The following is a 24,960-nucleotide window of genomic DNA, read 5'->3' as shown; positions in this document are numbered from 1 at the left end:
CGACACCCGCAAACCGGCCTGTGGATAACTCTGTGGAGAGGATGCGGGAAACGCCGCGACGGTTGTGAAGAAGTCCTGTGGAAAACGCCCGGGGATACGTGGAAAGTCTACGACTTAGTAGGCGTTGATCAGGGGTTTAAGTTTCCCCAACCTGTGGATGAAGATCGTGGTTGAAGTCTCACTTGAAGGTTGTTCATCTGGGGACTCACTTGTGTAAAACGCCCGCCTTGTCAAGTCGACTCGGCGCCCCCGGCGCGGCATCCTCAGGACGGGCTCATGACGAACTCAGCGGAACCCTAGACAGTCGCCCGAGACAGGAGTATCTTTCTTCGCCAAGCAGTATCCGACGGCACGGGGTCTCCCGTGCGAACGATGTCGACGCTCTCGGGGGAGGTGATCGCTCGTCATGGCCCAGCACCGCCGTGCGCCTCGCTGGGTGCCGATCCTCGGCACCGGCGTCGGTCTCGCCTTCGCCTGGACGGCGCTCTCCCTCGCACTCGCGCCCGCGAGCTACGCGGCCGACGAAGAGACTGGGCCCCTGCAGGGCATCGTCTCCGCCGTCACCGATCCGGTCGACCGTGCCGTCGAAGACGTCGTCGCTCCGGTGCTCGACACTGTCGTCCAGCCTGTGGCCCGCGTCGCAGACCCCGTCGTGCAGGCTGTCGCCCCCGTCGTGCAGTCGGCCCCTCCCGCCGTCGCGCCGGTCGTCGAACCGGTCGTCCGCGAGGTGGTCGAGCCCGTCGCGCAGAACGTCATCGCTCCGGCCGTGCAGCCGGTCGCAGACGTGGTCGAGTCGGTCGCCGACACCGTGGCTCCCGTCATCGAGCCCGTTTCGGATGTCGCGGCGCCCGTCACGGAGAACCTCGCGCCTGTCGTCGCACCGATCGTCGGCTCACTGTCTCCGGTGACCGATGCCGTCGGCGCCCCCGTGACTCCCGTGCTCGGCATCCTCGACGGCGCCCTGGCACCCGTCGTGGCGGTGCTCGCTCCGGTGACCGATGCCCTCGCGCCCGTCACGGACGCGCTGACTCCCGTCATCGTCCCGATCACGGATGCCGTTGTACCCGGCGGCTCGCAGCCGTTCGTCCCCCTGCTTCCCGGCGAGACGCCGGAGCCCGGAATCGCCACCAGCTCGCCGCTGGACGCGCTTTCCGCCGTCGCCCTCGGTCTGGCACGCGACCTGGCTACGTCCACGTCGACCGACGGCCCATTCGGCATTTTCGGCGTCCTGGCGACGTCGGCCGAGGTTCTCGCGCCCTCATCCGAACTGTTCGCCGCGGCGGCCAGCGCGGCACCCGCCGTCGCGGGTCATGCGCTCGCTCTGGGCGCACCGGCGTCGGGTGGCCTCGCCGTCAGCGCTCCGGGCGCGGCCTCGGCCGGCGCCGCCGCTGCCGGAGGCGGTATCGCCGCAGCCCTGTTCGCATTCGCCGGAGCAGCGTTCCTGCTCCCCGGACGCCGCGGACGCCTCACGAACTCGACGGGCCCGATCTCGCCCGTCTACCCCACCGACGTCTCTCCTGACTGACGAACGGCCGGCCGCGCTCGAGCGGCACGACCATCGGCGCGCAGCGCCATCCATTCGTCATTCTCAAGGAGAGAACAATCATGAACACCATCGTCTCGCGTGCCATCTGGGGCACGCTCGTCGCCGGGGGGATCACGATCCTCGGCGCATCGGTCGCCCACGCGGCCGACACCACGGGAGAGGACGGGCTGCTCTCGGGCACCCAAGGAATCGTCTCCGTCGACGCCCCGATCACGGTCAGCGGAACATCGGTCGCCGTCCTCGGTGATGCGGACAGCTCGACGTCAGGCTCGAGTGCACCGGAATCGGCACCGGCGCCCAGCGGCTCGACGAGCGGCTCGGACGGCGTCGGCTCGGGGTCGCAGGCGCTCATCAGCGTTTCCGTGCCCGTGACGGTCGAGGGCACCTCCGTCGCCGTCGTCGGCGACGGCACGTCGTCGACGGACAGCGGCAGCGCACCCGCCGAGTCGGCTCCCGCTCCGGCGCAGCCCGCTCCCGCACCCGCTGCCGAAACGGACGGGTCGGATGGCGTCGCCTCCGGCACCCAGGTCGTGGCCCCGGTGACGGCACCGATCGAGGTCAGCGGCACCGCCGTCTCGGTCATCGGAGACGCCACCAGCGACACCACCACCGGCAGCAACGGCGGCACGACGGGCACCGCGCCCGAGGCAACCACCGACGGCACCGACGGCATCCTCGGCGGCACCCAGGTCGTGGCCCCGGTGACGGCACCGATCGAGGTCAGCGGCACCGCCGTCTCCGTCATCGGAGACGCCACCAGCGACACCACCACCAGCGGCAACGGCGCTGGCAACGGCGGTTCGACGGCTGACGCGTCGACCGGCGGCTCGGACAGCGTCCTCGGCGGCACCCAGGTGCTCGCACCGGTCACGGCACCGATCGACCTCACCGGCACCGCCATCTCCGTCATCGGAGACGCCACCACCGACACCACCACCGGCAACAACACCGCTGGCAACGGCGGCGGCACCACGGGCACCACGCCCGAGGCAACCACCGACGGCACCGACGGCATCCTCGGCGGCACCCAGGTCGTCGCACCCGTGACGGCACCGATCGACCTCACCGGCACCGCCATCTCCGTCATCGGAGACGCCACCACCGACACCACCACCGGCAGCAACACCGCTGGCAACGGCGGCGGCACCACGGGCACCACGCCCGAGGCCACCACCGACGGCACCGACGGAATCCTCGGCGGCACCCAGGTCGTCGCACCCGTGACGGCACCGATCGACCTGACCGGCACCGCCATCTCCGTCATCGGAGACGCCACCACCGGCAGCAACGGCGGCACGACGGGCACCGCGCCCAGCGCGTCGACCAGCGGCTCGGACAGCATCCTCGGCGGCACCCAGCTGGTGCTCCCGATCACTGCCCCGATCTCGCTGACCGGAAACGCGATCTCGGTGATCGGCGACTCGACCACCGAGGTCGTCACCCCGGCCGGCCCGGGAACCGACCCCGGCACCGACCCCGGCACTGACCCGGGCACCGACCCCGGCACGGACCCCGGAACCGACCCCGGCACGGACCCCGGAACCGACCCGGGAACCGACCCCGGAACCGACCCCGGCACCACGCCCGGCACGGATGGCAACGGCGAAGCCCCCGCGGTTCCGACCACGTCGAGCATGACGGACACCGCTGTGGTCGGCACGTCGGCTTCGGCAGCGTCGGCTCGCCCGCTGATGCTCGCCAAGACGGGCGGTGAGACCCCGGTGGCTCTCGGCATCGGCGCCCTGGCGCTGACGCTGATGGGGCTCGTCCTCGTCGCTCTGCGCCGTCGCGCCACGGTCTGATCCCGACAGGAGTCAGTCTCGGACAAAGCGGATGCCGCGGGCCCTCGGCCTGCGGCATCCGCTCCGGCCTGCCCGCGGGGCACCTCGCCGACGCGCACGCCACCGCACCGGGATGCAAGGGATCTGCACCGACACCCCGGGGCTCGGCATCCGCTCGCGGGGTGTCGGCCCGGAAACCTTGCATCCCGGCACGCGCCCGAAAACGACGGATGCCGCGAACCCGAAGGTCCGCGGCATCCGTACGGTGCGCCAGGGATTACTTGGCGGCGACCACCTGCAGGGTGATCACGGCGGTGAGGTCGTCACGCAGGCGAATGGTCGCCTCGTGCTCGCCCACGGCCTTGATCGGCGAGGTGATGTGGATCTTGCGCTTGTCGAGGTCGCCCAGACCAGCGGTCTTGACGGCGTCAGCCACGTCGGCGGGCTTGACCGCACCGAACAGACGGCCTTCGGCGCCGGCCTTGACCGACAGCTTGACCTTGTTCGACTCGAGGTTGTTCTTGAGAGCCACGGCCTCTTCGTGGTCGTGGATCGCGCGGGCGTCGCGAGCGGCGCGAATCGACGCCACCTGCTTCTCGCCACCGCGGGTCCAGGCCACAGCGAAGCCCTGGGGGATGAGGTAGTTGCGGGCGTACCCGTTCTTGACCTCGATGACGTCACCGGCGCTTCCGAGCCCGGCGACCTCGTTCGTGAGAATCAGCTTTGCCATGTCGGTGCTCCTTACCGGCCAGCGCCGGCGTAAGGCAGGAGCGCCATTTCGCGCGCGTTCTTGATCGCCTTGGCGATCAGACGCTGCTCCTGCACCGAGACACCGGTGATACGACGGGCGCGGATCTTCCCACGCTCCGAGATGAACTTGCGGAGCGTCGAAACGTCCTTGTAGTCGATGACGCCGACGCGGATCGCCTTCGCGGGGGCCGCGTTCTTCGCGCCCTTCCGCGGCTTGCGGCGGTCGCCGGTTGCCTTTCCAGCCATTGTTTTTCCTTACGAGAGTGATGATCGGATGCCGCTGCACGCAGCACCCGGAATCCGATTCAGAACGGGGTGTCGTCGCCGTAGGAGGCGCCGCTGGTACCCGGTGCGCTCCACGCGTCGGGAGCCGAAGAACCCGGGGTCGCCCACGGCTCCTCCTGCACCTGCTGCTGCGGGCGCGACTGCTGACCGCCGCCGAAGCTTCCGCCGCCACCACCACCGGAGCCGGATGCGGCGCGCGTGACCTGTGCGGTCGCGTAGCGCAGCGAGGGGCCGATCTCGTCGACCTCCAGCTCGATCGCGGTGCGGTTCTGGCCCTCACGGTCCTGGTAGGAGCGCTGACGCAGGCGGCCGGTCGCGACGACCCGCATGCCCTTGGTCAGCGAACCCGCCACGTGCTCGGCGAAGTCACGCCACACGGACGCGCGGAGGAACAGCGCTTCGCCGTCCTTCCACTCGTTCGCCTGACGGTCGAAGGTGCGAGGAGTCGAGGCGATCGTGAAGTTCGCCACCGGCAGGCCGTTCTGCGTGTAACGCAGCTCGGGGTCTGCCGTGAGGTTGCCCACGACGGTGATGACGGTCTCGCCGGCCATGAGCCTTACGCCTTCGCAGCCTTAGCGGGGGCGGCAGCCTTGCGAGCGGCCTTCGCCTCGGAGCGCGCCTTCTCGGCGGCGACCTGTGCGATGGCCTCCTCGGCGCGCAGGACCTTGGTGCGCATGATCGACTCGCTCAGCTTCAGCTGGCGGTCGAGCTCCTGCGTGGTCTCGCTCGTCGCGGTGAAGTTGACGACGGCGTAGATGCCCTCGTTCTTCTTCTGGATCTCGTACGCCAGGCGGCGACGGCCCCAGATGTCGATGTTCTCGATGGTTCCGCCGTCATTCGTGATGACCTTGAGGAACTTGTCAAGGTTGGGAGCAACCTGACGCTCATCGATCTCGGGCTGGAGAATCACCATGAGCTCGTACTGGTACGTGTGCGTCACTGACCCACCTCCTTCGGACTAGAACGGCTCCCGGGCGTTTCCCGGAAGCAGGAGGGTGTGTAGCACGTGCCCGACCGAGGTCGGACAACCACAACAGCTTACCTGATCGCGCGTGATCCCGCCGACCGGTCACCGGTAGCGTGGGCGCATGGAGTGGACCGCGGACGTCTTGACCGGCGAATGGCTGCGCGAACGCGTCGACGATCCGTGGCGGGGGACGTTCCACGACGTCGTGCCGCGGGGCTTCGAGGCGTACGCGCGCATCCTGCATCCGGCATCCGTCCAGTCACGCGAGAGCGGCGAACGCCTCCCCCCGTTCGACGAGTGGGTCGGGATGCCGTGGCAGCAGTCGCAGCAGGTGACGGCAGACCTCGTCACCGATCCCGCCACGTGGGCCGAGACCGCCGCCGCCTTCGGGACGACGCTGCATCCGCTGGCGCAGTGGGACTCGCTCGTGCGCTCGCCCGAGTTCGGCTCGAACCAGACGGCGTCCCCCGACGGCCGTTGGTTCGTCGCGCCCGCGCAGGGCGAGCTCGACCCGCACCGTATGGCGATTCTCGCGCGCGAGCTGATCGGGCACACGTCGACACCGGATGACGTGACCGCGGGCCTCTGGGAAGGCCGGGGCGGCCTGCTCGGGCACCTCGGACGCGCGCCGTCGCGCACGGTCTTCCAGCCCGGCGACCCCGACGACGCGACCCTCGCCCGCCACAACCGCATGCTCGGGTCGTCGATCGGCGACCGCTTCAACAGCGTCTTCCGCAAACCCACCTGGCAGGAGGGCATCCTCTCGCGCGAGATCTCGGAAGGACCACGGCTGAGGCTGCCGGAGCGGGCCTTCGTCCTGTTCCGCGGCGCTGTCGACGAGTTCGCCGACGACGACTGGGAGCTGAGGCCGCCGTGGCGCGACCTCGCCGCCGAGGCGATGGGAGCCGTGCCGACGTCGCAGAGCCCGAGCCTGCTCTGGCCCGCGGACCGCGCCTGGGTCATGGTCTCGGAAGTCGACTTCGACTCGACGATCGTCGGGGGCTCGCGGGAGCTCGTGAACGCGATCTGCCGGTCCCCTGAGCTCGAAGCCCTGCCCCTTCCGGCAGACGCATCCCTGTCCTGGGGCGCAGACGAGGTCAATCGATGAGCGTTCCGTTCGATCCCCGACCCCTCCTCGAGCCGGTGTCGCCCGCCACCGCGCGTGCATTCCGGAAGCACCTGGCCGCCAGCGGCCGGCTCCCCGGCGGGTCGGGCACCGCCGGTGTGATCATCGCCATCGTCGTCATCGTCTTCGTGGTGCTCGTGTTCGGCGGCGTCCTGTCCGCCATCATCGGCGGCCTGGTGTTCGCCGTCGGGACGCAGTCGGGTTCCGGTGCGGTGGTCTCGCTGGCGCCCGTCATCCCCCTCGTCATCATCATCGCCCTCGCGGCGCTCATCCCGTTCTTCGTCCGCCGGCAGCGCGCTGCGCAAGCCGCGGTCTGGTACCGGCTCGACCGGTTCGCGCGGGCCAACGGCATGAGCTTCGAGCCGCAGCGACCCCAGCCCCCGCTGCCGGGGATGATCTTCTCGCAGGGGTCGGGGCGGATGGCATCCAATCTCGTCCGCGGCGACCAGCCGCGCTTCGTCGAGTTCGCGAACTACCGTTACACGACCGGGTCGGGCAAGAATCAGCAGACGCACACGTGGGGCTACGTCGCGGTGCACCTGTCGACGCCGCTGCCGCACATCGTGCTCGACGCCCTCGGCAACAACGGACTGTTCGGCTCGAACCTCCCCGTCGCGTTCGACCGCGACCAGCACCTGACCCTCGAGGGCGACTTCGACCGGTACTTCCGCCTCTACTGCCCGCGCGGATACGAGCGCGACGCGCTGTACCTCTTCACGCCCGACATCATGGCGCGCTTCGTCGACAACGCCGCAGCACTGGATGTCGAGATCGTCGACGACTGGCTCTTCTTCTACGGAAAGCGCGACTTCTCGACGCTCGATCCCGCGACCTGGTCGTGGCTGTTCGGTGCGGTCGGCGCCATGATCGACAAGTTCGCGCAATGGGAGCGCTGGCGCGACGACCGGCTCGCGCCGCCCGCGGCGTCCGGTGTGGGGGCGGTGCCGGCCGTACCGGCGCAACCGAGTCCCGCGGGGCCGGCTACGGCGGGACCGGGTGCGGCCGCCGGCGCCGCATCCGCGCTGCCCGTCACGCCGCCGCCGGGACTGCTGCGCCCGCCGCCCGGTGTCGCCGCGCCCGGCCAGCGCTTGAAGAAGAGCGTCCCGTGGATGGCGGTGGTCGTAGTCCTGCTGATCGTCACGGTCGGCGCCATCGGTCCGGTCATCGCCTTCATCGGCGGACTCTTCGCCGCCATGCGCTGACCGGCCGGCGTGACGCGAACAGGCTGAGCACAGGGTGGCCGTTTTGTTCACGACGAGGCTGCCCGGCCGGCCCTACGGTGAGGCCCATGACACTCGCACTCGGATTCATCGGAATCGTGACCAAGGACATGGCGGCGTCCCTGGCCTTCTATCGAGCCCTCGGCGTTCACATCGATGCGGGCCAGGACGACCGCCCTCACGTCGACGCCACGCTCGACGACGGAACGGCGCTGGCGTGGGACACCATCGACACGATCCGCTCGTTCGATCCGGCCTACACGCCCGCGTCGGGCGGTCACCGCATCGCGCTCGCCTTCGATAAGGGCACGCCAGCCGAGGTCGACGCAGCGTACGCGACGATGATCACCTCTGGATTCGCTGAGCACGTGGCGCCGTGGGATGCCGTCTGGGGCCAGCGCTACGCGACCCTGCTCGATCCCGACGGAAACTCCGTCGACCTCTACGCCGCGCTGAGCGCGAACTGAGCGGGGCTGCGACCGACCAGGCGCTGGAACTCGCGTGAGAGGTGCGGCTGGTCGGCGAAGCCGGCCGCGGCTGCAGCATCCGCGATCGAAGAGCCGGACCGCAGCATCCGTTGTGCGCGGCGGGCCCGCTCGAGGCGCACCAGGGTGGCGTAGCCGTAGCCGAAAGTCGCAAGCATCCGCCGGCGGAACGTGCGTTCCGACATCCCGAGCGACGCGGCGGCATCCCGGGCCGGGCCGGCATAGAAGGCGAAGCGGCGAGCGCCGTCGATCCAGGGTGCGCTCTCGTCGCCGAGCGCGGCGATCCGCGATACGGCCTCATGACGTCCCGACCGGCTCGCCACTCGCAGCATCGTCTCGCGCAGACGGCGTGCGTGCCCGGCCGCGGCGAGATCGTCGAGCGGAACGAGCTGATCTGCGATCGTGGCGAGGTCGATTCGCAGTACGTGTGCGGCACGGCCGGGCGCGAGCCGCAGACCGGTCGACCCATCCGTGCCGTCGGGCGCGGTCTCGAGCCAGCGTGTCGAGGGTCCCGCGACGTCGACCCGGCCGTCGCGGAGGATGAGGTCGACGCATCCGTCCGCGGGGATGACGGCATGCCCGGCGCTGTGGTCCGAACGCCACAGCGCCGCCGCGCCCGACAACCGCACCTCCGAGTACATGGGCCCAGTCTCGCGCCTCGAGTCGCTCGAAGTCCCACTTCAGCCGGGAATCCGCCCTGGATACCCGGCCGAACTGGGACCTCGGCTCAGCCGCGCACCCTCAACCGCGCGCGACCGGACTGATCACCAGCTCGTCGATGCGCACGTGCGGGGGCGCATCGACCACGAAGCGCACCGTGCGGCCGATGTCGTCGGGAGTCAGCATCCGCTTGCGGGCTTCGTCGTCGGGCACCTCGGGACGCAGGCTCAGGAACTCCGTGTCGACGTCGCCCGGGCACAGGTGGCACACCCGGATGCCGGCAGCGGACTCCTGCGCGTTCAGGGTCTCGCAGACAGCCGCGAGCGCGCGCTTGCTGGCGCTGTACGCGACACCGGCGACGGGCGAGAAGCGCCAGGCCGCGATCGACGACACCACGACCACACAGGCCGAGCCGGAGGCACGGAGTGCCGGCAAAGCTGCGTCGAGCACGTGGATGACCCCGTGGAGGTTCGTACCGATGACCTGGTCGACCTCGTCGACCGACTGCGTCGCCCACGTCCGCCGTGGCGAGTTCAGGCCCGCGGCAAGGACGAGCTCGTCGATGCGTCCCCACCGGCCGAGAAGGTCATCTCGAGCCTCCGTCACCGCCCCCGCGTCAGTGGCGTCGAACGGCAGCACGAGGGCCTCTCCGCCCGCGTCCGCCACATCGCGCGCCGTCTGCGCGAGCACGTCCTGACGCCGTCCGCTGAGCGCGAGACGCCGGTCGGGGGCCAGGGCCAGCGCGGCCGCCCGGCCCATTCCGCTGCCGGCGCCGGTGATCCACGTGACGCGTGCCTCGGCCGCGGTCATTCTCGGCCGGCCATCTCGTACGCCCGCTGCGGGAACTGGGTCGCGAACTTGCCGCCGCTCACATCGAGCAGGGTGCCCGTGACGTAGCGCGAGGCATCGCTCGCGAGGAAGCAGACAGCGTCCGCCACTTCGCGCGGGTCACCCCACCGCCGTAGCGTGAGCGTGTCGAGCAGGCGACGCTGCTCATCGTGCGGCTTGTCGGCGAAGCCGTTCATGTCGGTGGGGATCATCCCCGGAGCGTACGCGTTCGCGGTGATCCCCCAGGGACCCAGTTCTCCCGCGAGTGTTCTGGTGAACTGGACGACAGCGGCCTTGGATGCCGCATAGGCCGCCCCGCCGACGCTGGGGATGATGGCCGCGAACGAGGCCGCGTTGACGATGCGGCCTCCACCCTGCCGCTTCATCGCGGGGATGACCGCCTGGCAGGTGCGGAAGGTGCCGGTGACGTTGACGTCGAAGACGCGATTCCAGGTCTCGGCATCGGCGTCCTCGATGAGACCGTCGCCCAGGATGCCGGCGTTGTTGACCAGCACGTCGATGCGTCCGAACCGGCTCAGCGGGGCATCCACGGCCTGCTGCACCGAAGCGGACGAACGCACGTCGCACGCCAGTGAGACGCCATCGAGTTCCGCATCGCGGCGTGCGTCGTCGGCCCAAGCCACCGCATCTTCGGCGATGTCCGTCGCGACGACGATGGCGCGCTCGCGCATGAACGTCTCGGCGATGGCGCGGCCGATGCCGCGGCCCGCTCCGGTGACGACGACGACCTTGCCGTCGAGATCCCACTGCATCGTGCTCTCCTCCGATCGGGGCCGCGCCTACGCGGCCCTCCTCGATGATGTCGCAGCGCGGCGGCGTTCGGCAGCGACGAGCGACACGACGACGAGCCCGGGCGCGATCACGATGAGCGGCGGCAGCATCCACACGACGGTCGCGCTCACCCCGAGCCCGACCAGCACCAGCGACGTTCCGATCGGGTCGTCGATCACGACCGCGCGTCCCTCTCGCCAGAGGTCGATCCACCGTGCGCCCGGCGTCCAGAGCGCCGCGGTCCGCAGCATCGCGACGGCCACGACCACCGCCAGGCCGCCGCTGATGATCGCGAAGACCGCCCCGCCGGGAAGCACCCCCTGGGCCGCCCCGATCGCGTTCAGGACGAGGAGCGCGATGACCACGACGCTGGCCGTGCCGAACCACCAGCCCGAACGCACCGCCTGGAGCCCCCGGGTGGCGAGAAGACCGATCGAGTCGGGCTCGTCGTCGAGGTGCGCGCGGAAGTGCCGCACCCCCGCACCGAACGCCGGGGCGAGTGTCACGAGCGGCAGCGAAAGAAGAGCGACCCCGATGCCGACCACGAACATCTCGCCGAACCCGGCGACGCCCGAGCCGCCGAAGACCGCGCGGCTCTCGGGCGATCCGTCCGCCTTGCGCGCCGAGGTCATCCCTTGAGCCCCTCCGTCGCGACGCCCGCCACCAGGTATCGCTGGAAGGCGAGGAAGAAGAGGACCACCGGCACCAGGGCGAGGATCGCCATGGCCATCTGCGCGCCGTAGTCGCTGGTCGACGTCTGGTCGACGTAGAGGCGCAGAGCCAGCGGCATCGTGTACATGCCCGGATCCTTCAGGTACAGCAGCGGCCCGAAGAAGTCGTTCCACGACCAGATGAACGCGAAGATCGAGCTCGTGACGAGCGCGGGTCGCATGAGGGGCAGGATGACGGCGGTGAAGGTGCGCGCATGGCCGGCGCCGTCAATGCGCGCGGCCTCGTCCAGATCGCGGGGCAGACCGCGGATGAACTGGATCATGAGGAACACGAAGAAGGCGTCGGCCGCGAGGAACTTCCCCAGCAGCAGCGGCCAGTAGGTGTTGATCATGTCGAGCTGGTTGAACACGATGTACTGCGGAATGATCACGACGTGGAACGGCAGGAGCATCGTCGCGATCATGCACAGGAAGAACACCTTGCTGCCGCGGAAACGGATGCGGGCGAACGCGTACGCCGTGACTGAACAGGAGAGCACCACCCCGACGACCGAGGCGACCGCGAGGATGAGCGAGTTCACGACGAACGTCCAGAACGAGACTCCCCCGATCCCGGCGAACGCCGTGGCGTAGTTGTCGAGCGAGAAGGTTTCCGGCACGAGACTCACCGAGCCGATGATCTCGTTGCCCGGCTTGAACGACGACATCACCATCCACGCCGCCGGGTAGAGGATGACGACGAGCACGGCGATCGCGAGCAGGTGGAAGACCACCGCGCTCCCCCGCGTGCCCCAACGCCGCCCTCCCGCGTCGCCGCGACCGCGTCGCCGCGACGACGGGTCGGTCGTGATGAGCTCCGTCTGAGTGATCGTGTTGGTCATCGTTCGTCCCCCGCATAGTGAACCCACGCCCGCGATGTGCGGAACAGCATGAGCGTGACCAAGCCGACGGCGACCACCAGCACCCAGGCCATCGCCGAGGCGTAACCCATCTGGAAGTCACGGAATCCGCGCAGATAGAGGTAGAGCGTGTAGAAAAGCGTCGAACCTGCGGGTCCGCCGCTGCCGTTGGAGATGATGTAGGCCGAGTTGAACACCTGAAAGGCGTGGATCGTCTCGAGCAGCAGGTTGAAGAACAGCACCGGCGACAGCATCGGGATCGTGATCGAGAGGAACCGTCGCACCGGACCCGCGCCGTCGACGGATGCCGCCTCGTACAGCTCCGGCGGCACCTGCTTCAGTCCCGCGAGGAAGATCACCATCGGTGCTCCGAACTGCCACACGGTCAACAGGATGAGCAGCGGCAGCGTGCGCGCCGGGTCTCCCACCCATCCGCCCTCCGAGGCCGGCGGCCCCCCGAAGAACGAGCCGATCTGCGCGACGATGCCGTCGTCGATGAACATCGCCTTCCACACGATCGCGATCGAGACGCTGCCGCCGATCAACGAGGGCAGGTAGAACGCGGACCGGTAGAACCCTTGGCCCCGCCGTGGCGCGTTCAGCAGCAGCGCGACCCCGAGCGCCGCAGCGAGCTTCAACGGCGTTCCGACCAGGACATAGATGCCGGTGACTTTGACCGCCTGCAGGAAGTTGGGGTCGGCGAACATGCGCGTGTAGTTGTCCACGCCGATGAACTCGGGATCGTTGAACAGGTTGTAGTCGGTGAACGACAGCACCAGCGAAGCGACCATCGGACCTGCGGTCAGGGCGAAGAACCCGATGAGCCACGGGCTCAGGAAGAGGTAGCCGGCACGCGTCTCGCGCCGGGCCCGCACGGTCGAGCGCGCACGAACCGGGACGACGGCTGCAGGAGCAGTCATGGGATGTTCCTTTCTCCTGCGGTCCGGCGGCTCGGCCGTGCGGCAGGGTCGTGCGGAGCGATCAGGAGCCCAGCACCAGGGAGATCTCGGAGAACAACTCCTGAGCGAACTGCTTCGTCGTCAGATCGCCGTACCGCAGCTGCTCGTGCAGCTCGCCCCATTTGGCCTCGATGGTGCCGTAGCCCGCGGGCAGGATCGGGTAGCTCGCGGTCAGCTCATCGTCGATGGACGCGAGGTAGTCGAGGTTGACGGTGTCGGCTGCGGTCTGATCGATCGCTTCGCGTCCGGCCTCCGTGGGCGGGGTGCCGAGCGAGGTGCCGAAGATCTTCGCGACCTCGGGCGAGGTGGTGAGGAAGTTCACGAAGGCGGCAGCGGCCTGCTGCTGGTCGGAGTTCTTCGCCACGCTCAGGAGCATGCTCGGCTTGGGTGCGAGCACGTGCTCGTCCTGGCCCTTCTCGAGCGGCGGCTGCACCATGCCGATGTTCTCGGTGCCGGCATCCGTCATGCCCTGCAGCACCGTCGTCGAGAAGTTGAACCAGATCGCCGTCTCACCGGCGAGGAAGCCCCCGCTGGGCGAAAGGGCGACGCTGCGCTCGACAGGGTAGAAGTCGCCGTCCTCGCGGAGATCGGCGGCACCGTCGAGGTACTCGATCACATCGTTCTCGTCGAACGCGGGCGCACCGTTCTCCTCGAAGACCGGACTGCCGTCCTGCATGAGGTGGTAGATGAAGTTCGGAAGGCCGCCCGTGTAGTCCTCCGCCCCGTAGATCCGGGGTTCGGATGACGCCCCGGCCGCGTTGACCTCGAGGACGAAGTCGTTGAACTCGTCCCAGGTCATGTCGTCGGTCGGATAGTCGATACCGAACGAGTCGAGGATGTCCTTGTTGTACATCATCGACCAGGCGTTCGTGCCCAGCGGAACGCCAACGAGCTCGTCATCGACCGTTCCAGATCCGAGCACCTGGTCGTCGACGCCGTCGAGCGGCAGCAGTGAGTCGCGGTAGGGCGAGAGATCGGCGAGCAGACCCTTGCTGGCGTATTCGCCGAGGTAGCCGGCATCCATCATCACCACGTCGGGAAGCGACTTCCCCGCCGCTTCGGTGTTGCGGGCGGTCCAGTAGTCGCCCCAGGCGTTGAAATTCCGCACCACCTCGACGTTCGGGTACTGCTGATTGAAGAGCGCCACGACCTCTTCGAAGCGAGCGGCGCGGTCTTCGTTTCCCCACCACGAGAAGCTGATCTTGGCCGATGTGTCCTCGTCGAACGTGATCTCCTCGGGAGCGGCATCGGATCCTCCTCCAGCGCCGCAACCCGCGAGCAGAAGTGCTGCGGCTCCGACGAGGGCGAGCGATGCGGGCAGTCTCTTCATCATGGTTTCTCCTCATTGAGCGGGCATGAGCCCGGGGTGTCGGTGTCGATGGCGGTGGCGGTGGCCGGCCGAGAACCGGCGGAGGTTCAGTCGGTGCCGGTTCCTCGGACGAGAGACCGGATGGTCTCGATGGGCAGCTTGGGTTCCCGGCCTTCGGTGAGCAGGCCGTTCCGCTCCTGCATGGTGTCGGTGAGCTGCGTCCAGCACCAGCCGGCGAGCCCGTCGGGTCGCCCGCGGAAGCCTCTCGTGCCCGACTGCACGGCCCGGAGGATCGCCGCGACCATCCGGCCGTACTCCTCGGCGCCGCGCGCCTCGGAGTAGCCCCAGGAGTCGTCGGGGCTCGCATCGGCCGCCCACTTCACGCCGCCGAACTCAGTGAGCATGACCGGCTGTCCGTCGTCCGCCGTTCCGGGCAGACGCACGCGGCGACCGGCCGGGCCGATGCCGGAGACGAGCGTGCGCAGCTCGACCGCGTCGACGTCGTAGCGCCGGGCGAGGACATCGCCGTCGGCCTCGTAGTCGTGCAGGGTCCACAGGTCGGAGGTGCCGAGCTCCCATCCGTCGTTGGAGATGACCGGCCGGGTGGGGTCGAGGGCTTTGGTCAGGTGGAACAGCGCTTCCGCGAAGGCCCGCTGATCCGAGCGCGAGGCGATGTGCTGCACGCCCCAGCTCTCGTTGAGCGGCACCCACGTGATGATGCCGGGATGCGCCCGGTCGCGAAGCACGGCTTCGGTCCACTCCGCGGTCGTGCGCTGCACGGCTCGCTCGTCGAAGGTGTACGTCGCGGCCATCTCGCCCCACACCAGGAGCCCGAGCCGATCCGCCCAATACAGGAACCGGTCGTCCTCGACTTTCTGGTGCACGCGCACCGAGTTGAAGCCGAGTTCGGCGATCAATTCGGCCTCGCGTCGCAGCGCGTCGGGCGAGGGGGCCGCGAGGTGGGACTCGGGCCAGTACCCCTGGCTGAGAACCGACCGCAGCGTCACCGGCCGGTCGTTGAGCAGCAGCGCGCCGTCGCTCCATGAGACGCTGCGCAGACCGAGGTAGCTCGCAACGGCATCCGTTCGGCCATCGTCATCCGTCAGTTCGATCCAGGCGTCGAGCAGCGTGGGCCGGTCGGGGCTCCAGAGCAGACGTTCGTAGTTCTGACCGTTTCGCTGTCCGTCCAGGGCGATCGTCAACGTCGCTCGCGTGCCGCTCGTGCGCATCGTCGCAGCGGCGAGCTCCCGCCCCTCGTGCGCGATCCGGATGCTCGCGCGTGCGCGGCCGGGCCGGCTCAGTCGGAGCTCGAGGGTCACCGTGCCGTCGGCGAGGTCGCTGGTCCAGTTGAGCGCGGTGATGTGCTGCGGCGCGATGGACTCGAGCCACACCGACTGCCAGATCCCCGTCGTGCGGTGGTACCAGATCGAGTGAGGCTGTTCCTCCCAGTCCTGCTTCCCCCGAGGCTGCGCGAGGTCGTGCGGGTCGTCCTCGGCGCGCACGACGATGACATGCTCGCGAGCTTCACCGTCGAGCGCGTCGGTGATGTCGACGGCGAAGGGGGTGTGGCCGCCCTCGTGGCTGCCGACCATCTGCCCGTCCACCCAGACGGTGGCCCGGTAGTCGACGGCACCGAAGCGCACGATCGCGCGCTTCTCCGCCCCATGTCCGGCGGCGGCGAGATCTGCGTCGGTCAGCGTCCGGCGGTACCAGACGATCGGGTGGAACCCCGTCTCGCCGATGCCCGAGGCCGGCGACTCCGGCGGGAACGGCACGAGGATGCTGCCGCCCAGCTCGCGACCGTCGAACCACCGTGCGGCGACACCGCGATCGTCGTCGTCGTAGGCGAACCCCCATTCGCCGTCGAGGAGAAGGAACGAGTCCCGCACGAGCTGCGGGCGCGGCCGCGCCGGTTCCAGCGCGCTCGCACGCATCGCGTCGGGCTCTCGACCGGCATCCTGCTCCACTGCAATGGCTCCCTCTGTCGGCTTCGATGCCGACCTCGTCGTCTGTCCCGCCCGCAGGCGAACACGGAAACCGCTTTCCGTTCCACGTTGAACTACACGATAGTTCCACGCTGAACTAGAGTCAACATCGAACCCGAGACCCGCTCGACAGGAGACCCATGACCCGCGTCACACTCGCCGACGTCGCCGCCCGCGTCGGCGTGAGCGCGAAATCCGTCTCCAACGTCGTGAACGGGACGGGATGGGTCGGAGACGAGATGCGGCGACGCATCCTCGAGGCGATCGATGAGCTGGGGTACCGGCCCAATCTCGCCGCGCGACAGCTGCGCAACGGTCGCAGCGGACTGATCGCGCTCGTGCTCCCCGACCTGCGCGAGCCCTACTTCGCCGAATTCGCCTCGCAGTTCGTCACCAGCGCGCAGACCCGCGCGCTGACCGTTCTCATTGCGCAGACGGGCGGCGCCCGTCCCGCGGAACTGGCGATGATGGCCGGCGAGGGCTTCCCCGCGCTCGACGGGATCGTGATGAGCCCGCTCGCCCTTACTCTCGACGACGTACGGGACCGGCCGAACGGCCCCCCGCTCGTGCTGATCGGCGAGCAGGCCGAAGAGCTCCTCACTCCGTCCGTGCACCACGTCGGGATCGACAACATCTCAGCGGCTGCGGCCGCCACCACGCATCTCATCCAGCAGGGTCGGCGGCGCATCGCTGCGGTGGGGGTTCAAGAATCCGGGCCTACCGCCACCTCGCGGCTGCGGTTCGAGGGGTACCGGCGAGCGCTCACCGCAGCGGGCATCGCCCACGACCCCGCGCTCTACGCCTCGGTCGACCAGTTCAACCGCGCCGAAGGATCGACCGCCGTCGCGCGTCTCATCGCGAGCGGAACCGACTTCGATGCCCTGTTCTGCTTCAGCGACAGCCTCGCCCTCGGCGCGCTGTACACCCTCGGCACGCACGGCATCTCCGTGCCGGACCGCGTGCAGGTCATGGGCTTCGACGACATCGAAGAGGGACGCTTCCACATCCCCGCGTTCTCGACCGTCGACCACGGTGTCGAGAAGGCGGCGGCGTCGATCCTCGACATCCTGAGCGACGCGACGAGGCAGACCGGCGTGCACCACCAGGTGCCGTACCGCCTCATCACCCGCTGATCCCCCACCGAGGTCCCACTTCGGCCGGGAATCCCGGCTCGGTAACCGGCTCAACCGGGACCTCGCATGCGACGGATGCAGCGGGCCCGGTGGATGCAGCGGGGTCAGGGCGCGGCGGCGAGGATGCGCTCGGCGGCCTTGACCATCGCGATGTCGATGAAGGTGCCGTCATCGAGCACGAACGCGCCCGTCCCGTCCGCCGCCGCGGTGCGCACCCGCTCGACGATGCGCTGCGCTCGCTCGACCTCTTCCGGGCCGGGGGTGAAGGCCCGCCGGATCACCTCGATCTGCCGCGGATGAATGGCGGTGCGGCCTGCGTAGCCGAGCGCGCGCCCGGCCCGGCAGCTCTGCTCCAGGCCCTCGAGGTCGGCGACATCGGCCCAGACCGCCATGAGCGGAAGGGGCAGCCCGGCCGCAGCCGCCGCGTTCACGACCCGCGCGCGCGACCATGCGAGCCCGGGTTCCCCGCCACGCCCCGCGGGCACGCCGATCTCCGCGCGCAGGTCGGCCTCGCCGACCGCGATCGACGCGACCCCAGCCTGCGCGATCTCGAACGCGCGCTCGATCGCCAGCGCCGACTCGAGCAGGGCATGCACCTCGCGTCCGGGCGCGGCGGCGCGGACCGCCGCGACGTCATCCGCCGACTGCGTCTTGGGAAGCCGGATGCCGAAGGCGGCGGGCAGGTCCGCGACGGCGGCGATATCCGCGGCGTGCGCGTCCGCCCCGCGCGCGTTCACCCGGACCTGCACCGCCGGTGCGGCAGCCCCTCGCGACGCCCGAACCGCGGCGAACTCGGCGAGCGCCGCCCGCGCCTGCGCCTTGCGCGAGAGTGCCACGGCGTCCTCGAGGTCGACGATGACGGCATCCGCTCCCGCATCCAGCGCCTTCTCGAAGCGCTCGGGGCGGTCGGCGGGCGCGTACAGCGCGACCAGGATCGGGCGGGTCATGCGACCGATCCCTCCGCACGCATGCGAGCGATGTCGTCGTCGGCGTAGCCGAGAGAGGCCAGCACCTCTGCGGTGTCGGCGCCGTGAGCCCGCCCGGTGAAGGCGATCGTCGACTCGTCGCGCGACATCCGGAACAGCGGTCCCTGCATCGCCATCTCGCCGAGATCGGGGTCGTGGATGCGGTGGACCGTGCCCAGCGCCTGGAACTGCGGGTCCGCGACGATGTCAGAGGGGTCGTACACCGGGGCGACCGCGGCCTGCGCGGCTTCGAACGCCTCGATCACCTCTTCGCGCGTGCGCTGCGCGATCCAGCTGCCGACGGCCTCGTCGAGCTCGTCGGCGTGCTGCGCCCGGCTCGATCCGCTCGCGAACCACGGCTCGGCCGCGAGGTCGGGGCGGCCGACGAGAGCCATCACCCGCTCGGCGATCGACTGAGCGCTCGTCGACACGGCGACCCACGAACCGTCGGCCGTGCGATAGGTGTTGCGCGGCGCGTTGTTCGCCGATCGATTTCCGGTGCGGGGCTGCACGGTCGCGAGCTGATCCCAGCGCGTGATCTGCGGGCCGAGCATCGCGAGGATCGGCTCGATGATCGCCACATCAACCACCTGCCCGCGCCCGTCCCGCTCGCGGGCATGCAGCGCAGTCATGATCGCGTAGGCGGTGGCGAGCGAGGCGATGCCGTCGGCGAGGCCGAACGGGGGAAGGGTCGGCGGACCGTCGGGCTCGCCCGTCGCGGCAGCGAAACCGCTCATCGCCTCGGCGAGCGTGCCGAAGCCGGGGCGACTGCGGTACGGACCGATCTGACCGAATCCGGTCACGCGGGCGAGAACGAGACCGGGGTTCTCCGCAGACAGCTCGTCGTACCCGAGTCCCCAGCGCTCGAGGGTTCCGGGGCGGAAGTTCTCGACGACGACATCGGCGGTGCGGGCGAGGCGCAGGAACGCCTCGCGCCCGTCGGCGGTGTGCAAGTCGATCGCCACGGTCCGCTTGTTTCGGCCGAGCGTCTTCCACCACAGGTTCTGCCCGTCCTTGCTCGGACCGTGGCCGCGCGCGGGGTCGGGCCGGGTCGGGTGCTCGACCTTGACGACCTCGGCCCCCATGTCGCCGAGGTGCATCGCGGCCATGGGACCGGCGAACAGCGTCGAGGCGTCGATGACGCGCAGTCCGTCGAGCGGGGTCACGAGGGCTCCTCCCAGCAGACGCGGAATCCGATCGAGGGCGACGCGTCCTGTCCGAGCCCCGGCAGCAGCAGTTTGGCCGCGAACTCCGGCGACCGCACACCGCCGTCGAAGTACCAGTCCGACCCCTCGCTGCGGTGGGCGCTGCCGCCCTTCAGCATCACGAACCGGGTGCGGCCGTCGGAGTGCTCCGACTCCGTCCAGTTCCACACCTCCGGCGCGCGTCGACGGAACGACGGAAGGGATGCCGCGAGCTGCCACTCGTCCTCGGTGGGGAGCCGCCCGCCCACCCATGCGGCGTACTCCCGAGCCCGCGCGAAGGTCACATCGGTCGCCGGGCGCTCGGGGTCACGGGCATCCGCGTCTTCACCGATCGCGTCGAGGAACCGCGCGTATTCGGCCTCGGTCACCTCGGCCGCGCCGACGCGCACGGGGTGCCGCACCTCGACGACGCGTTCGAGTGTGCGCTGGTCGTGCAGGCGAGGCGGCAGCGGCTTCCACTCGTCGACGTAGGGTGCGCCCTCGTACATCCCGGTCTCGCGGGCGCGGAAGCGCACGGTCAGCGCATATGTGCCGGGCGCCACCGCGACGGTCGGTTCCTCCTCATCCGCCGCAGCGTCTCGCACGGGCCCGGTCCATGCCGGAGCGGTGAGGCGCCGCGCTCGGCGGTGCGGGAACGACACGTCCGCCACCGGCGGCTCATCGCGCAGCGCGGCTTTCACCTCGGCGACGACCGGCGGCACAGGGGTACCCGCGGCATCCGCGGTGAGCCGCACGACGGCGGCGACCCCACCGGCCGGCACCGTCACCGACGACACCTCATCGCCGGGCTCATGCAGCGGAACGTACCGACCGCCGGACTCGAGCTCGAACTGGACATCGGACCCCGACGTGTTGACGAGGCACAGCAGGGTCACGCCGTCGAGTTCGAACGCCGACCCGAAGACCGGTGCGTCGTGCACGGCGAGAGGCGTCCACTCCCCCTCGACCAGCCAGCGGTGCATGCCGCGCTGCACGGGCAGCATCCGCCGCAGGGTCGCGGCGTCGCGGTCGTTCCAGCCGACCCAGACGCCGAAGACGACCTCCCACACCATCACCCCGACGCCGTTGAGCCATGCCGAGCGCAGCTCTTCTGCGTGGTCGCGGTGCCACCGGCGGATGTGGTGCTGCATGTGTCGGCGCTCGAACCACCGGGCGCGCAGCACGCCGGGCACCTCCGAGTCGGCGAACCACTGGGCCCACGACAGGGTGTGGTCGGCGATGCGCTCGGTCGCGAGCTTCGACTCGCCCTCGAGTCCGATGCCCGGGCGCGCGGCATCCAGGGCCGCGACGAGATCGGGATCGGCCTTCCGCAGCGTGTCGAGGAAGACGCCGTCTGCCCCGAGACGCCGAACCGTGGCGGCCAGCTCGGCGGCGTCGTCTCCCGAGCGTCGCGTGCCGACATCCCACGGGTTGTAGTCGACGAACACGGCGACACCGGCGGCGCGCAGCGCTTCGGCGGCTTCGACGAGCCCCGGAACCGCGTAGAAGTTCCACTGGTTGCGGCCGTCGATGCCGATGACGGGGTAGGCGTGCCACAGCACGATCCCGTCGAGACCGCCGAACCGGCGCTGCGCGTCGGCGAGGAAGCGTTCCGGCGTGAAGCGCTGCTCGTCGAAGTCGAAGAACAGCTCGTCCCAGAGCCATACCTGGGCGACGGTGAAGCACCGGCTCGCCCACGCGGACTCGGCCTGTTCGTAGCGGGTCGGCACGCCGTGCCGTTCGCGAGCGCCTTCGCGCCACACCGTCAGCTGGGCACGCCACGCACCGAGGTCGGCCGGATCCGTCGGCGCGACGAAGATCTTCGCGTCATCGAGCACCGTCGCGGCGTCGCCCGAGCGCACGTCGGCGTCGAGCGGCACCGGCGTCGGGCGATCGATCTCGCGCGGGACCAGGGGATCGAATCCACCGCTCACGGTCGGTTCTCCTTCCGGAAGGCGGCGACCTCATCGCTCGTGGGCACCGCGTCCTGCGCACCGGGGCGCGTGACGGCAAGAGCGGATGCCGCAGCACCGGCGCGCGCGGCATCCGCGAGCAGATCGAGACCGACGGCGTCGGGGCGGCGTCCGGAGGCGGCGAGCGCCGCGGCCAGCACACCGCAGAAGGTATCGCCGGCGCCCGTCGTGTCGACCGGCGTCACGACATGGGCGGGCACCTCGGTGCGCTCGTCACCGCAGACGACCAGGCATCCGCGAGAACCGAGTGTGACGACGAGTCCGCGCACCGTACGGGCGAGCTCGGCGACGGCCTCGTCGAGGGCTTCGACGCCCGCCGCTTCGAGTGCCTCGTGCTCGTTCACGATCAGCACGTCGGTCGCCGCGAGCAGCGCGTCGCGGGCGGAGGCGAAGGGTGCGGACGGCGCCGCGTTCAGCACGTGCCACGCGCCCTCACCCCGGGCCGCGGCGGCGTCCCGCACCAGGGCCACGGGGATCTCGAGCTGAGTGAGCAGAACCGACGCCGATGCGACCACCGCCCGCTGCGCGTCGGTGAGGGAGTCGCGCGCGGCATTGGCCCCGGCGGCGACGACGATCGCGTTCTCACCCGACGCGTCGACCGAGATGAGCGCTGTTCCGGTCACCTCGTCGACCTGCACCACACCCGAGACGTCGATGCCGTCGGCCTCGAGCGCCGCGCGCAACGCCGCGCCCGCGGCATCCGTTCCCACCGCGCCCACGAAGGCGACCTCCGCTCCCCCGGCACGCCGGGCGGCAACGGCCTGATTGGCCCCCTTCCCCCCGCCGGTGCGGACGAGCGACGACGCGAGCAGCGTCTCGCCGGGAGCGGGGATGCGGGCGACCCGGGCGACGACGTCCTGGTTGATGCTGCCGACGACGACGACGCTCACGAGCTTCCCTCCGCGAGGGCGACCGTCCGCTCGGCGAGCTCGCGGATCGACCGCTGCGGACCGCCGGGCATCGAGGTCGCGATGCGGTCGTTCAGGGGCGCGGTCCACGCGGACCCGATGCCGTCGGCACCGACGAGGCCGCCGACCACCGAGCCGACCGTGGCACCGACCGAGTCGGTGTCCCAGCCACCGGCGACGGCGAGCGCGACGGCGGCGCCGAAGTCGCGACCGTGGGCCTGCAGCGCGCACGCGGTGAGCGCGGCGTTGTTCAGCGTGTGCACCCAGTGCATCCCGGCGAACTCAGCGTGCAGGGCGTCGAGCGCACCCGCCGTCGTGAGCTCGCCCGCGGCAAGCGCCCGACCGGTCTCACGGCCGAACCGCACGGCCGCGGCCAGGCGGGATGCGGGCGGCACGACGGTGTCGGCGGCATCCAGCACGGCATCCATCGAGTCGGCGACGAGGGATGCCGCGCAGAGAGCGGCCGCCCACATGGCGCCATACAGGCCGTTGCGGGTGTGGCTGAGCCGCGCGTCGATCCACGCCGAGTGCGCCGCGGCCCGGACATCGCCGGGGTTCGCCCACCCGTGCACGTCGGCACGGATGAGGGCGCCGATCCACTCGCGGAACGGATTGCGGTGCGTCGCGGTCTCGGGCACCGGGCGTGCGTCGAGGATGTTGCGGTACGCGGCGCGTTCCGCCGTGAAGACGCGCCCCGCCGGGAGGGCGGAGAGCCACGCCTCGGCGACGTGGTCGGTCGTCAGCGCGGAGCCGTGCTGCTCGAGCAGGTCGAGGGCGAGGATAGGGAAGTTCAGGTCGTCGTCCTCGGGCATCCCGGCGATGTTCTCGACGAGCGAGGTCGGCGCCGAGCGACGGTTCCAGGGCCAGCGCTCGGCGACGTCTGCCGGCAGCCCGCGCGCGGTGAAGTAGCCGCTGACCGGCCAGTTTCCGGTAGCACGGGCGATCTGCTCGATGCCCTCGCGCGGGATCTTCTCGACCGGCTTGCCGAGCAGGCAGCCGGCCGACCGCCCCAGCCACGCGCCGTGCACGCGGTCGAAAGCTGCGTCGCCGACGCTCGGCTCGGGCTGCGCGGGAAGCAGCGCCGCGATCGCATCCCACTCGTCGGGCTCGTCCGCGCTCGGGCGCTGCAGCCCCTGCAGCTCATCGAGCACGCGACGCGCCTCCGCGCGCAGTTCGGGCGAAGCCGGCGTCGCGCTGGCCCCGGAAGGCGCGAGGACCGTCGCTCCGCCTGCCTGCGTCCACACCCGTTCGATCGCCGACAGTTCGTCGTCGGGCGCCCCCTGCTCGCGCAGGGCGACGAGCTCGGCGGGGACGAGGTCTTCGGGCTGAGCCCAGGTCAGTCTCACGCCCCGGCCCCCACCGACAGCAGCGACGACAGCGATTCCGCGCGGGCGGCGGCGCGCTCGGCATCGGCGCGGGCGACGTCGCGCACGACCTCGACCATCGTCGTGACGACGCCATCGAGGTCGAGGCGGCTCGCGGTCACGACCTCGTGGAGCCACTCCTCGGGAACGGCGGCGCTGCCGTGGAGCCCACCGCAGATCGCGCCCGCCATCGTGGCGATCGAGTCGGCGTCTCGGCCGTAGTTCACCGCGTCCAGCACGGCAGCACGCAGGTCGCCGTCGTGAGCGACGACGAAGCCGAGCGCGACGGGAAGCTCTTCGATGGCCTTCGTCCGCGAGGGAAGACGCGCGTCCATGGCCGGCGACCGGTAGGCCTCGCCCACGGTGTCGAAGGGCCGCACCGCTTCGCGGACGAAGCGACCGAGCTCGCGCGGATCGTCCGACCCGCCAGCGGCACGGAAGGCATCGACGGCCTCGAACACGGCGCGGATGGCGGCGGCGGTGCCGTCGTGCGCGACATCCAGCACCGCCCGTCGAACGTCGTCGACCGTCGCTCCGGGAGTGGCGGATGCCGCGACCGCGGCGGCGAACACGCCGGCGGCCTCGCGACCGTACGACCACTGGTGGGCGCCGGCGATGTCGATTGCTTCGGCGTAGGCGCCGCGCGGGTCGCCGATGTGCACGAGGCCGACGGGCGCCATGTACATCGTCGCGCCGCAGTTGACGACGTTTCCGACGCCCGCCTCACGGGGGTCGGCGTGGCCGTAGTGCAGCTTCATGACGAGCCACTTCTCGGCGAGGAAGACGCGCTGCAGGATGAGCGCTTCGTCTTCGAGCTCGGGGATCCAGCGGCGCTCACCCATCATGAGCGGCACGAGGTCGCTCGCGACGTCGTAGGCGTCGAGGTGCCGACGCTGCTTGGCGTACACCTCGATGAGCGCGTGGGTCATGAGGGTGTCGTCCGTTACGTGCCCGTCGCCCTTGTGGTACGGCGCGATGGGGCGAGCCGTGCGCCAGTCGGGCAGGAAGGGACCGACGATCCCGTCGACACGTCCGCCGTGGCGCTCCTCGATCTGCTCAGGGGTCCAGCCCTCCGTCGCACCGCCGAGCGCATCGCCCACGGCGGCTCCCGCCAGTACTGCTGCCACCCGATCGTGCAACACGTCCATTACGTCCCTCTCTTCGTTCGAG

24 protein-coding genes are annotated in these 24,960 nt (G+C 70.3%); 6 read left to right on the top strand and 18 right to left on the bottom strand.

Annotation, left to right across the window (positions count from 1 at the left end):
* Positions 1-406: 406 nt before the first annotated feature.
* Complete coding sequence (locus ABIC53_RS12985; protein ID WP_354451784.1) at positions 407-1,525, top strand: hypothetical protein; 1,119 nt, start codon at positions 407-409, stop codon at positions 1,523-1,525.
* Between the two features lie 80 nt (positions 1,526-1,605).
* On the top strand, positions 1,606-3,348 hold the full coding sequence (locus ABIC53_RS12980; RefSeq protein ID WP_274179156.1) for a chaplin family protein: 1,743 nt from the start codon (positions 1,606-1,608) through the stop codon (positions 3,346-3,348).
* Positions 3,349-3,604: 256 nt separating this feature from the next.
* On the opposite strand, the gene rplI is transcribed toward ABIC53_RS12980, so the two are convergent.
* From rplI to rpsF, 4 genes are read right to left on the bottom strand one after another with little or no spacing between them, the layout of a single operon-like run.
* The gene (rplI, locus tag ABIC53_RS12975; protein WP_023953547.1) at positions 3,605-4,057 is read right to left on the bottom strand and encodes a 50S ribosomal protein L9; all 453 of its coding nucleotides are present in this window, start codon (positions 4,055-4,057) and stop codon (positions 3,605-3,607) included.
* A gap of 11 nt (positions 4,058-4,068) precedes the next feature.
* Positions 4,069-4,323 carry a 30S ribosomal protein S18 gene (rpsR, locus tag ABIC53_RS12970; RefSeq protein ID WP_023953545.1) on the bottom strand — a complete coding sequence of 85 codons (255 nt, stop codon included), beginning with the start codon at positions 4,321-4,323 and terminating at the stop codon, positions 4,069-4,071.
* Positions 4,324-4,382: 59 nt separating this feature from the next.
* Positions 4,383-4,913: a single-stranded DNA-binding protein gene (locus tag ABIC53_RS12965; protein WP_023953543.1), complete on the bottom strand. Its 531-nt coding sequence runs from the start codon at positions 4,911-4,913 to the stop codon at positions 4,383-4,385.
* 5 nt (positions 4,914-4,918) lie between these two features.
* Positions 4,919-5,275, bottom strand: a complete 357-nt coding sequence (gene rpsF / locus ABIC53_RS12960) for a 30S ribosomal protein S6 (protein WP_036305492.1) — start codon at positions 5,273-5,275, stop codon at positions 4,919-4,921.
* Between the two features lie 175 nt (positions 5,276-5,450).
* On the opposite strand from rpsF, the gene ABIC53_RS12955 reads away from it, so the two are divergent.
* The 3 genes from ABIC53_RS12955 to ABIC53_RS12945 all read left to right on the top strand — a co-directional run bounded on the left by ABIC53_RS12955 (position 5,451) and on the right by ABIC53_RS12945 (position 8,142).
* Positions 5,451-6,437: a hypothetical protein gene (locus tag ABIC53_RS12955; RefSeq protein ID WP_354451781.1), complete on the top strand. Its 987-nt coding sequence runs from the start codon at positions 5,451-5,453 to the stop codon at positions 6,435-6,437.
* Positions 6,434-7,657: a hypothetical protein gene (locus tag ABIC53_RS12950; RefSeq protein WP_354451779.1), complete on the top strand. Its 1,224-nt coding sequence runs from the start codon at positions 6,434-6,436 to the stop codon at positions 7,655-7,657. Before ABIC53_RS12955 ends, ABIC53_RS12950 begins: the two co-directional genes overlap by 4 nt.
* Before the next feature lie 86 nt (positions 7,658-7,743).
* A complete protein-coding gene (locus ABIC53_RS12945; protein ID WP_354451777.1) occupies positions 7,744-8,142 on the top strand; it encodes a VOC family protein in 399 nt (132 codons plus the stop codon).
* Here the strand turns inward: ABIC53_RS12945 and ABIC53_RS12940 are convergent.
* The 8 genes from ABIC53_RS12940 to ABIC53_RS12905 form a co-directional block, all read right to left on the bottom strand.
* The gene (locus tag ABIC53_RS12940) at positions 8,118-8,801 is read right to left on the bottom strand and encodes a helix-turn-helix domain-containing protein (RefSeq protein ID WP_354451775.1); all 684 of its coding nucleotides are present in this window, start codon (positions 8,799-8,801) and stop codon (positions 8,118-8,120) included. The two genes, ABIC53_RS12945 and ABIC53_RS12940, sit on opposite strands and share 25 nt — an antisense overlap.
* A gap of 100 nt (positions 8,802-8,901) precedes the next feature.
* The gene (locus ABIC53_RS12935) at positions 8,902-9,630 is read right to left on the bottom strand and encodes an SDR family oxidoreductase (RefSeq protein ID WP_274179151.1); all 729 of its coding nucleotides are present in this window, start codon (positions 9,628-9,630) and stop codon (positions 8,902-8,904) included.
* On the bottom strand, positions 9,627-10,421 hold the full coding sequence (locus tag ABIC53_RS12930; RefSeq protein WP_274179150.1) for an SDR family NAD(P)-dependent oxidoreductase: 795 nt from the start codon (positions 10,419-10,421) through the stop codon (positions 9,627-9,629). Before ABIC53_RS12930 ends, ABIC53_RS12935 begins: the two co-directional genes overlap by 4 nt.
* 27 nt (positions 10,422-10,448) lie before the next feature.
* The gene (locus ABIC53_RS12925) at positions 10,449-11,072 is read right to left on the bottom strand and encodes a hypothetical protein (RefSeq protein ID WP_274179149.1); all 624 of its coding nucleotides are present in this window, start codon (positions 11,070-11,072) and stop codon (positions 10,449-10,451) included.
* On the bottom strand, positions 11,069-11,992 hold the full coding sequence (locus ABIC53_RS12920) for a carbohydrate ABC transporter permease (RefSeq protein ID WP_274179148.1): 924 nt from the start codon (positions 11,990-11,992) through the stop codon (positions 11,069-11,071). The genes ABIC53_RS12925 and ABIC53_RS12920 overlap by 4 nt, the downstream gene beginning before the upstream one ends.
* Positions 11,989-12,930, bottom strand: a complete 942-nt coding sequence (locus ABIC53_RS12915) for a carbohydrate ABC transporter permease (protein ID WP_274179147.1) — start codon at positions 12,928-12,930, stop codon at positions 11,989-11,991. Before ABIC53_RS12915 ends, ABIC53_RS12920 begins: the two co-directional genes overlap by 4 nt.
* Before the next feature lie 61 nt (positions 12,931-12,991).
* The gene (locus ABIC53_RS12910; RefSeq protein WP_274179146.1) at positions 12,992-14,302 is read right to left on the bottom strand and encodes an ABC transporter substrate-binding protein; all 1,311 of its coding nucleotides are present in this window, start codon (positions 14,300-14,302) and stop codon (positions 12,992-12,994) included.
* An 83-nt stretch (positions 14,303-14,385) separates the two neighbouring features.
* Positions 14,386-16,212: a glycoside hydrolase family 2 protein gene (locus ABIC53_RS12905; RefSeq protein WP_354451771.1), complete on the bottom strand. Its 1,827-nt coding sequence runs from the start codon at positions 16,210-16,212 to the stop codon at positions 14,386-14,388.
* A 191-nt stretch (positions 16,213-16,403) separates the two neighbouring features.
* Here ABIC53_RS12905 and ABIC53_RS12900 point away from each other — a divergent pair, with 191 nt between their 5' ends.
* The gene (locus tag ABIC53_RS12900; RefSeq protein WP_354451769.1) at positions 16,404-17,396 is read left to right on the top strand and encodes a LacI family DNA-binding transcriptional regulator; all 993 of its coding nucleotides are present in this window, start codon (positions 16,404-16,406) and stop codon (positions 17,394-17,396) included.
* Positions 17,397-17,500: 104 nt separating this feature from the next.
* Here ABIC53_RS12900 and ABIC53_RS12895 read toward each other — a convergent pair whose 3' ends face one another.
* From ABIC53_RS12895 to ABIC53_RS12870, 6 genes are read right to left on the bottom strand one after another with little or no spacing between them, the layout of a single operon-like run.
* Entirely contained in the window at positions 17,501-18,343 is an 843-nt protein-coding gene (locus tag ABIC53_RS12895) for an HpcH/HpaI aldolase/citrate lyase family protein (RefSeq protein WP_354451767.1), read from the bottom strand.
* Positions 18,340-19,527, bottom strand: coding sequence for a CaiB/BaiF CoA transferase family protein (locus ABIC53_RS12890; protein WP_354451765.1), 1,188 nt, complete (start codon positions 19,525-19,527; stop codon positions 18,340-18,342). Before ABIC53_RS12890 ends, ABIC53_RS12895 begins: the two co-directional genes overlap by 4 nt.
* Complete coding sequence (locus ABIC53_RS12885) at positions 19,524-21,479, bottom strand: SUMF1/EgtB/PvdO family nonheme iron enzyme (RefSeq protein WP_354451764.1); 1,956 nt, start codon at positions 21,477-21,479, stop codon at positions 19,524-19,526. The genes ABIC53_RS12890 and ABIC53_RS12885 overlap by 4 nt, the downstream gene beginning before the upstream one ends.
* Entirely contained in the window at positions 21,476-22,408 is a 933-nt protein-coding gene (locus ABIC53_RS12880; RefSeq protein WP_269268391.1) for a ribokinase, read from the bottom strand. Before ABIC53_RS12880 ends, ABIC53_RS12885 begins: the two co-directional genes overlap by 4 nt.
* The gene (locus tag ABIC53_RS12875; protein WP_354451761.1) at positions 22,405-23,772 is read right to left on the bottom strand and encodes an ADP-ribosylglycohydrolase family protein; all 1,368 of its coding nucleotides are present in this window, start codon (positions 23,770-23,772) and stop codon (positions 22,405-22,407) included. Before ABIC53_RS12875 ends, ABIC53_RS12880 begins: the two co-directional genes overlap by 4 nt.
* Positions 23,769-24,917 carry an ADP-ribosylglycohydrolase family protein gene (locus ABIC53_RS12870; RefSeq protein WP_354451759.1) on the bottom strand — a complete coding sequence of 383 codons (1,149 nt, stop codon included), beginning with the start codon at positions 24,915-24,917 and terminating at the stop codon, positions 23,769-23,771. Before ABIC53_RS12870 ends, ABIC53_RS12875 begins: the two co-directional genes overlap by 4 nt.
* Between the last annotated feature and the right edge of the window lie 43 nt (positions 24,918-24,960).

Source organism: Microbacterium sp. 1262 (assembly GCF_040544895.1).
GTDB lineage: Bacteria > Actinomycetota > Actinomycetes > Actinomycetales > Microbacteriaceae > Microbacterium > Microbacterium plantarum.
The sequence above is the reverse complement of the archived record's forward strand: the minus strand, read 5'-3'. Positions and strand labels throughout refer to the sequence as shown.

Excerpts from the sequence above, each read along its gene's own strand:
- ABIC53_RS12965 (WP_023953543.1), bottom strand. The coding sequence starts at position 4,913 with ATGGCCGGCGAGACCGTCATCACCGTCGTGGGCAACCTCACGGCAGAC.
- ABIC53_RS12950 (WP_354451779.1), top strand. The coding sequence starts at position 6,434 with ATGAGCGTTCCGTTCGATCCCCGACCCCTCCTCGAGCCGGTGTCGCCC.
- ABIC53_RS12955 (WP_354451781.1), top strand. The coding sequence starts at position 5,451 with ATGGAGTGGACCGCGGACGTCTTGACCGGCGAATGGCTGCGCGAACGC.
- ABIC53_RS12900 (WP_354451769.1), top strand. The coding sequence starts at position 16,404 with ATGACCCGCGTCACACTCGCCGACGTCGCCGCCCGCGTCGGCGTGAGC.
- ABIC53_RS12915 (WP_274179147.1), bottom strand. The coding sequence starts at position 12,930 with ATGACTGCTCCTGCAGCCGTCGTCCCGGTTCGTGCGCGCTCGACCGTG.
- ABIC53_RS12920 (WP_274179148.1), bottom strand. The coding sequence starts at position 11,992 with ATGACCAACACGATCACTCAGACGGAGCTCATCACGACCGACCCGTCG.
- ABIC53_RS12925 (WP_274179149.1), bottom strand. The coding sequence starts at position 11,072 with ATGACCTCGGCGCGCAAGGCGGACGGATCGCCCGAGAGCCGCGCGGTC.
- rpsR (WP_023953545.1), bottom strand. The coding sequence starts at position 4,323 with ATGGCTGGAAAGGCAACCGGCGACCGCCGCAAGCCGCGGAAGGGCGCG.
- ABIC53_RS12935 (WP_274179151.1), bottom strand. The coding sequence starts at position 9,630 with ATGACCGCGGCCGAGGCACGCGTCACGTGGATCACCGGCGCCGGCAGC.
- ABIC53_RS12930 (WP_274179150.1), bottom strand. The coding sequence starts at position 10,421 with ATGCAGTGGGATCTCGACGGCAAGGTCGTCGTCGTCACCGGAGCGGGC.
- ABIC53_RS12980 (WP_274179156.1), top strand. The coding sequence starts at position 1,606 with ATGAACACCATCGTCTCGCGTGCCATCTGGGGCACGCTCGTCGCCGGG.
- ABIC53_RS12905 (WP_354451771.1), bottom strand. The coding sequence starts at position 16,212 with ATGCGTGCGAGCGCGCTGGAACCGGCGCGGCCGCGCCCGCAGCTCGTG.
- ABIC53_RS12895 (WP_354451767.1), bottom strand. The coding sequence starts at position 18,343 with ATGACCCGCCCGATCCTGGTCGCGCTGTACGCGCCCGCCGACCGCCCC.
- rpsF (WP_036305492.1), bottom strand. The coding sequence starts at position 5,275 with ATGGTGATTCTCCAGCCCGAGATCGATGAGCGTCAGGTTGCTCCCAAC.
- ABIC53_RS12985 (WP_354451784.1), top strand. The coding sequence starts at position 407 with ATGGCCCAGCACCGCCGTGCGCCTCGCTGGGTGCCGATCCTCGGCACC.
- ABIC53_RS12910 (WP_274179146.1), bottom strand. The coding sequence starts at position 14,302 with ATGATGAAGAGACTGCCCGCATCGCTCGCCCTCGTCGGAGCCGCAGCA.
- ABIC53_RS12945 (WP_354451777.1), top strand. The coding sequence starts at position 7,744 with ATGACACTCGCACTCGGATTCATCGGAATCGTGACCAAGGACATGGCG.
- ABIC53_RS12940 (WP_354451775.1), bottom strand. The coding sequence starts at position 8,801 with ATGTACTCGGAGGTGCGGTTGTCGGGCGCGGCGGCGCTGTGGCGTTCG.
- rplI (WP_023953547.1), bottom strand. The coding sequence starts at position 4,057 with ATGGCAAAGCTGATTCTCACGAACGAGGTCGCCGGGCTCGGAAGCGCC.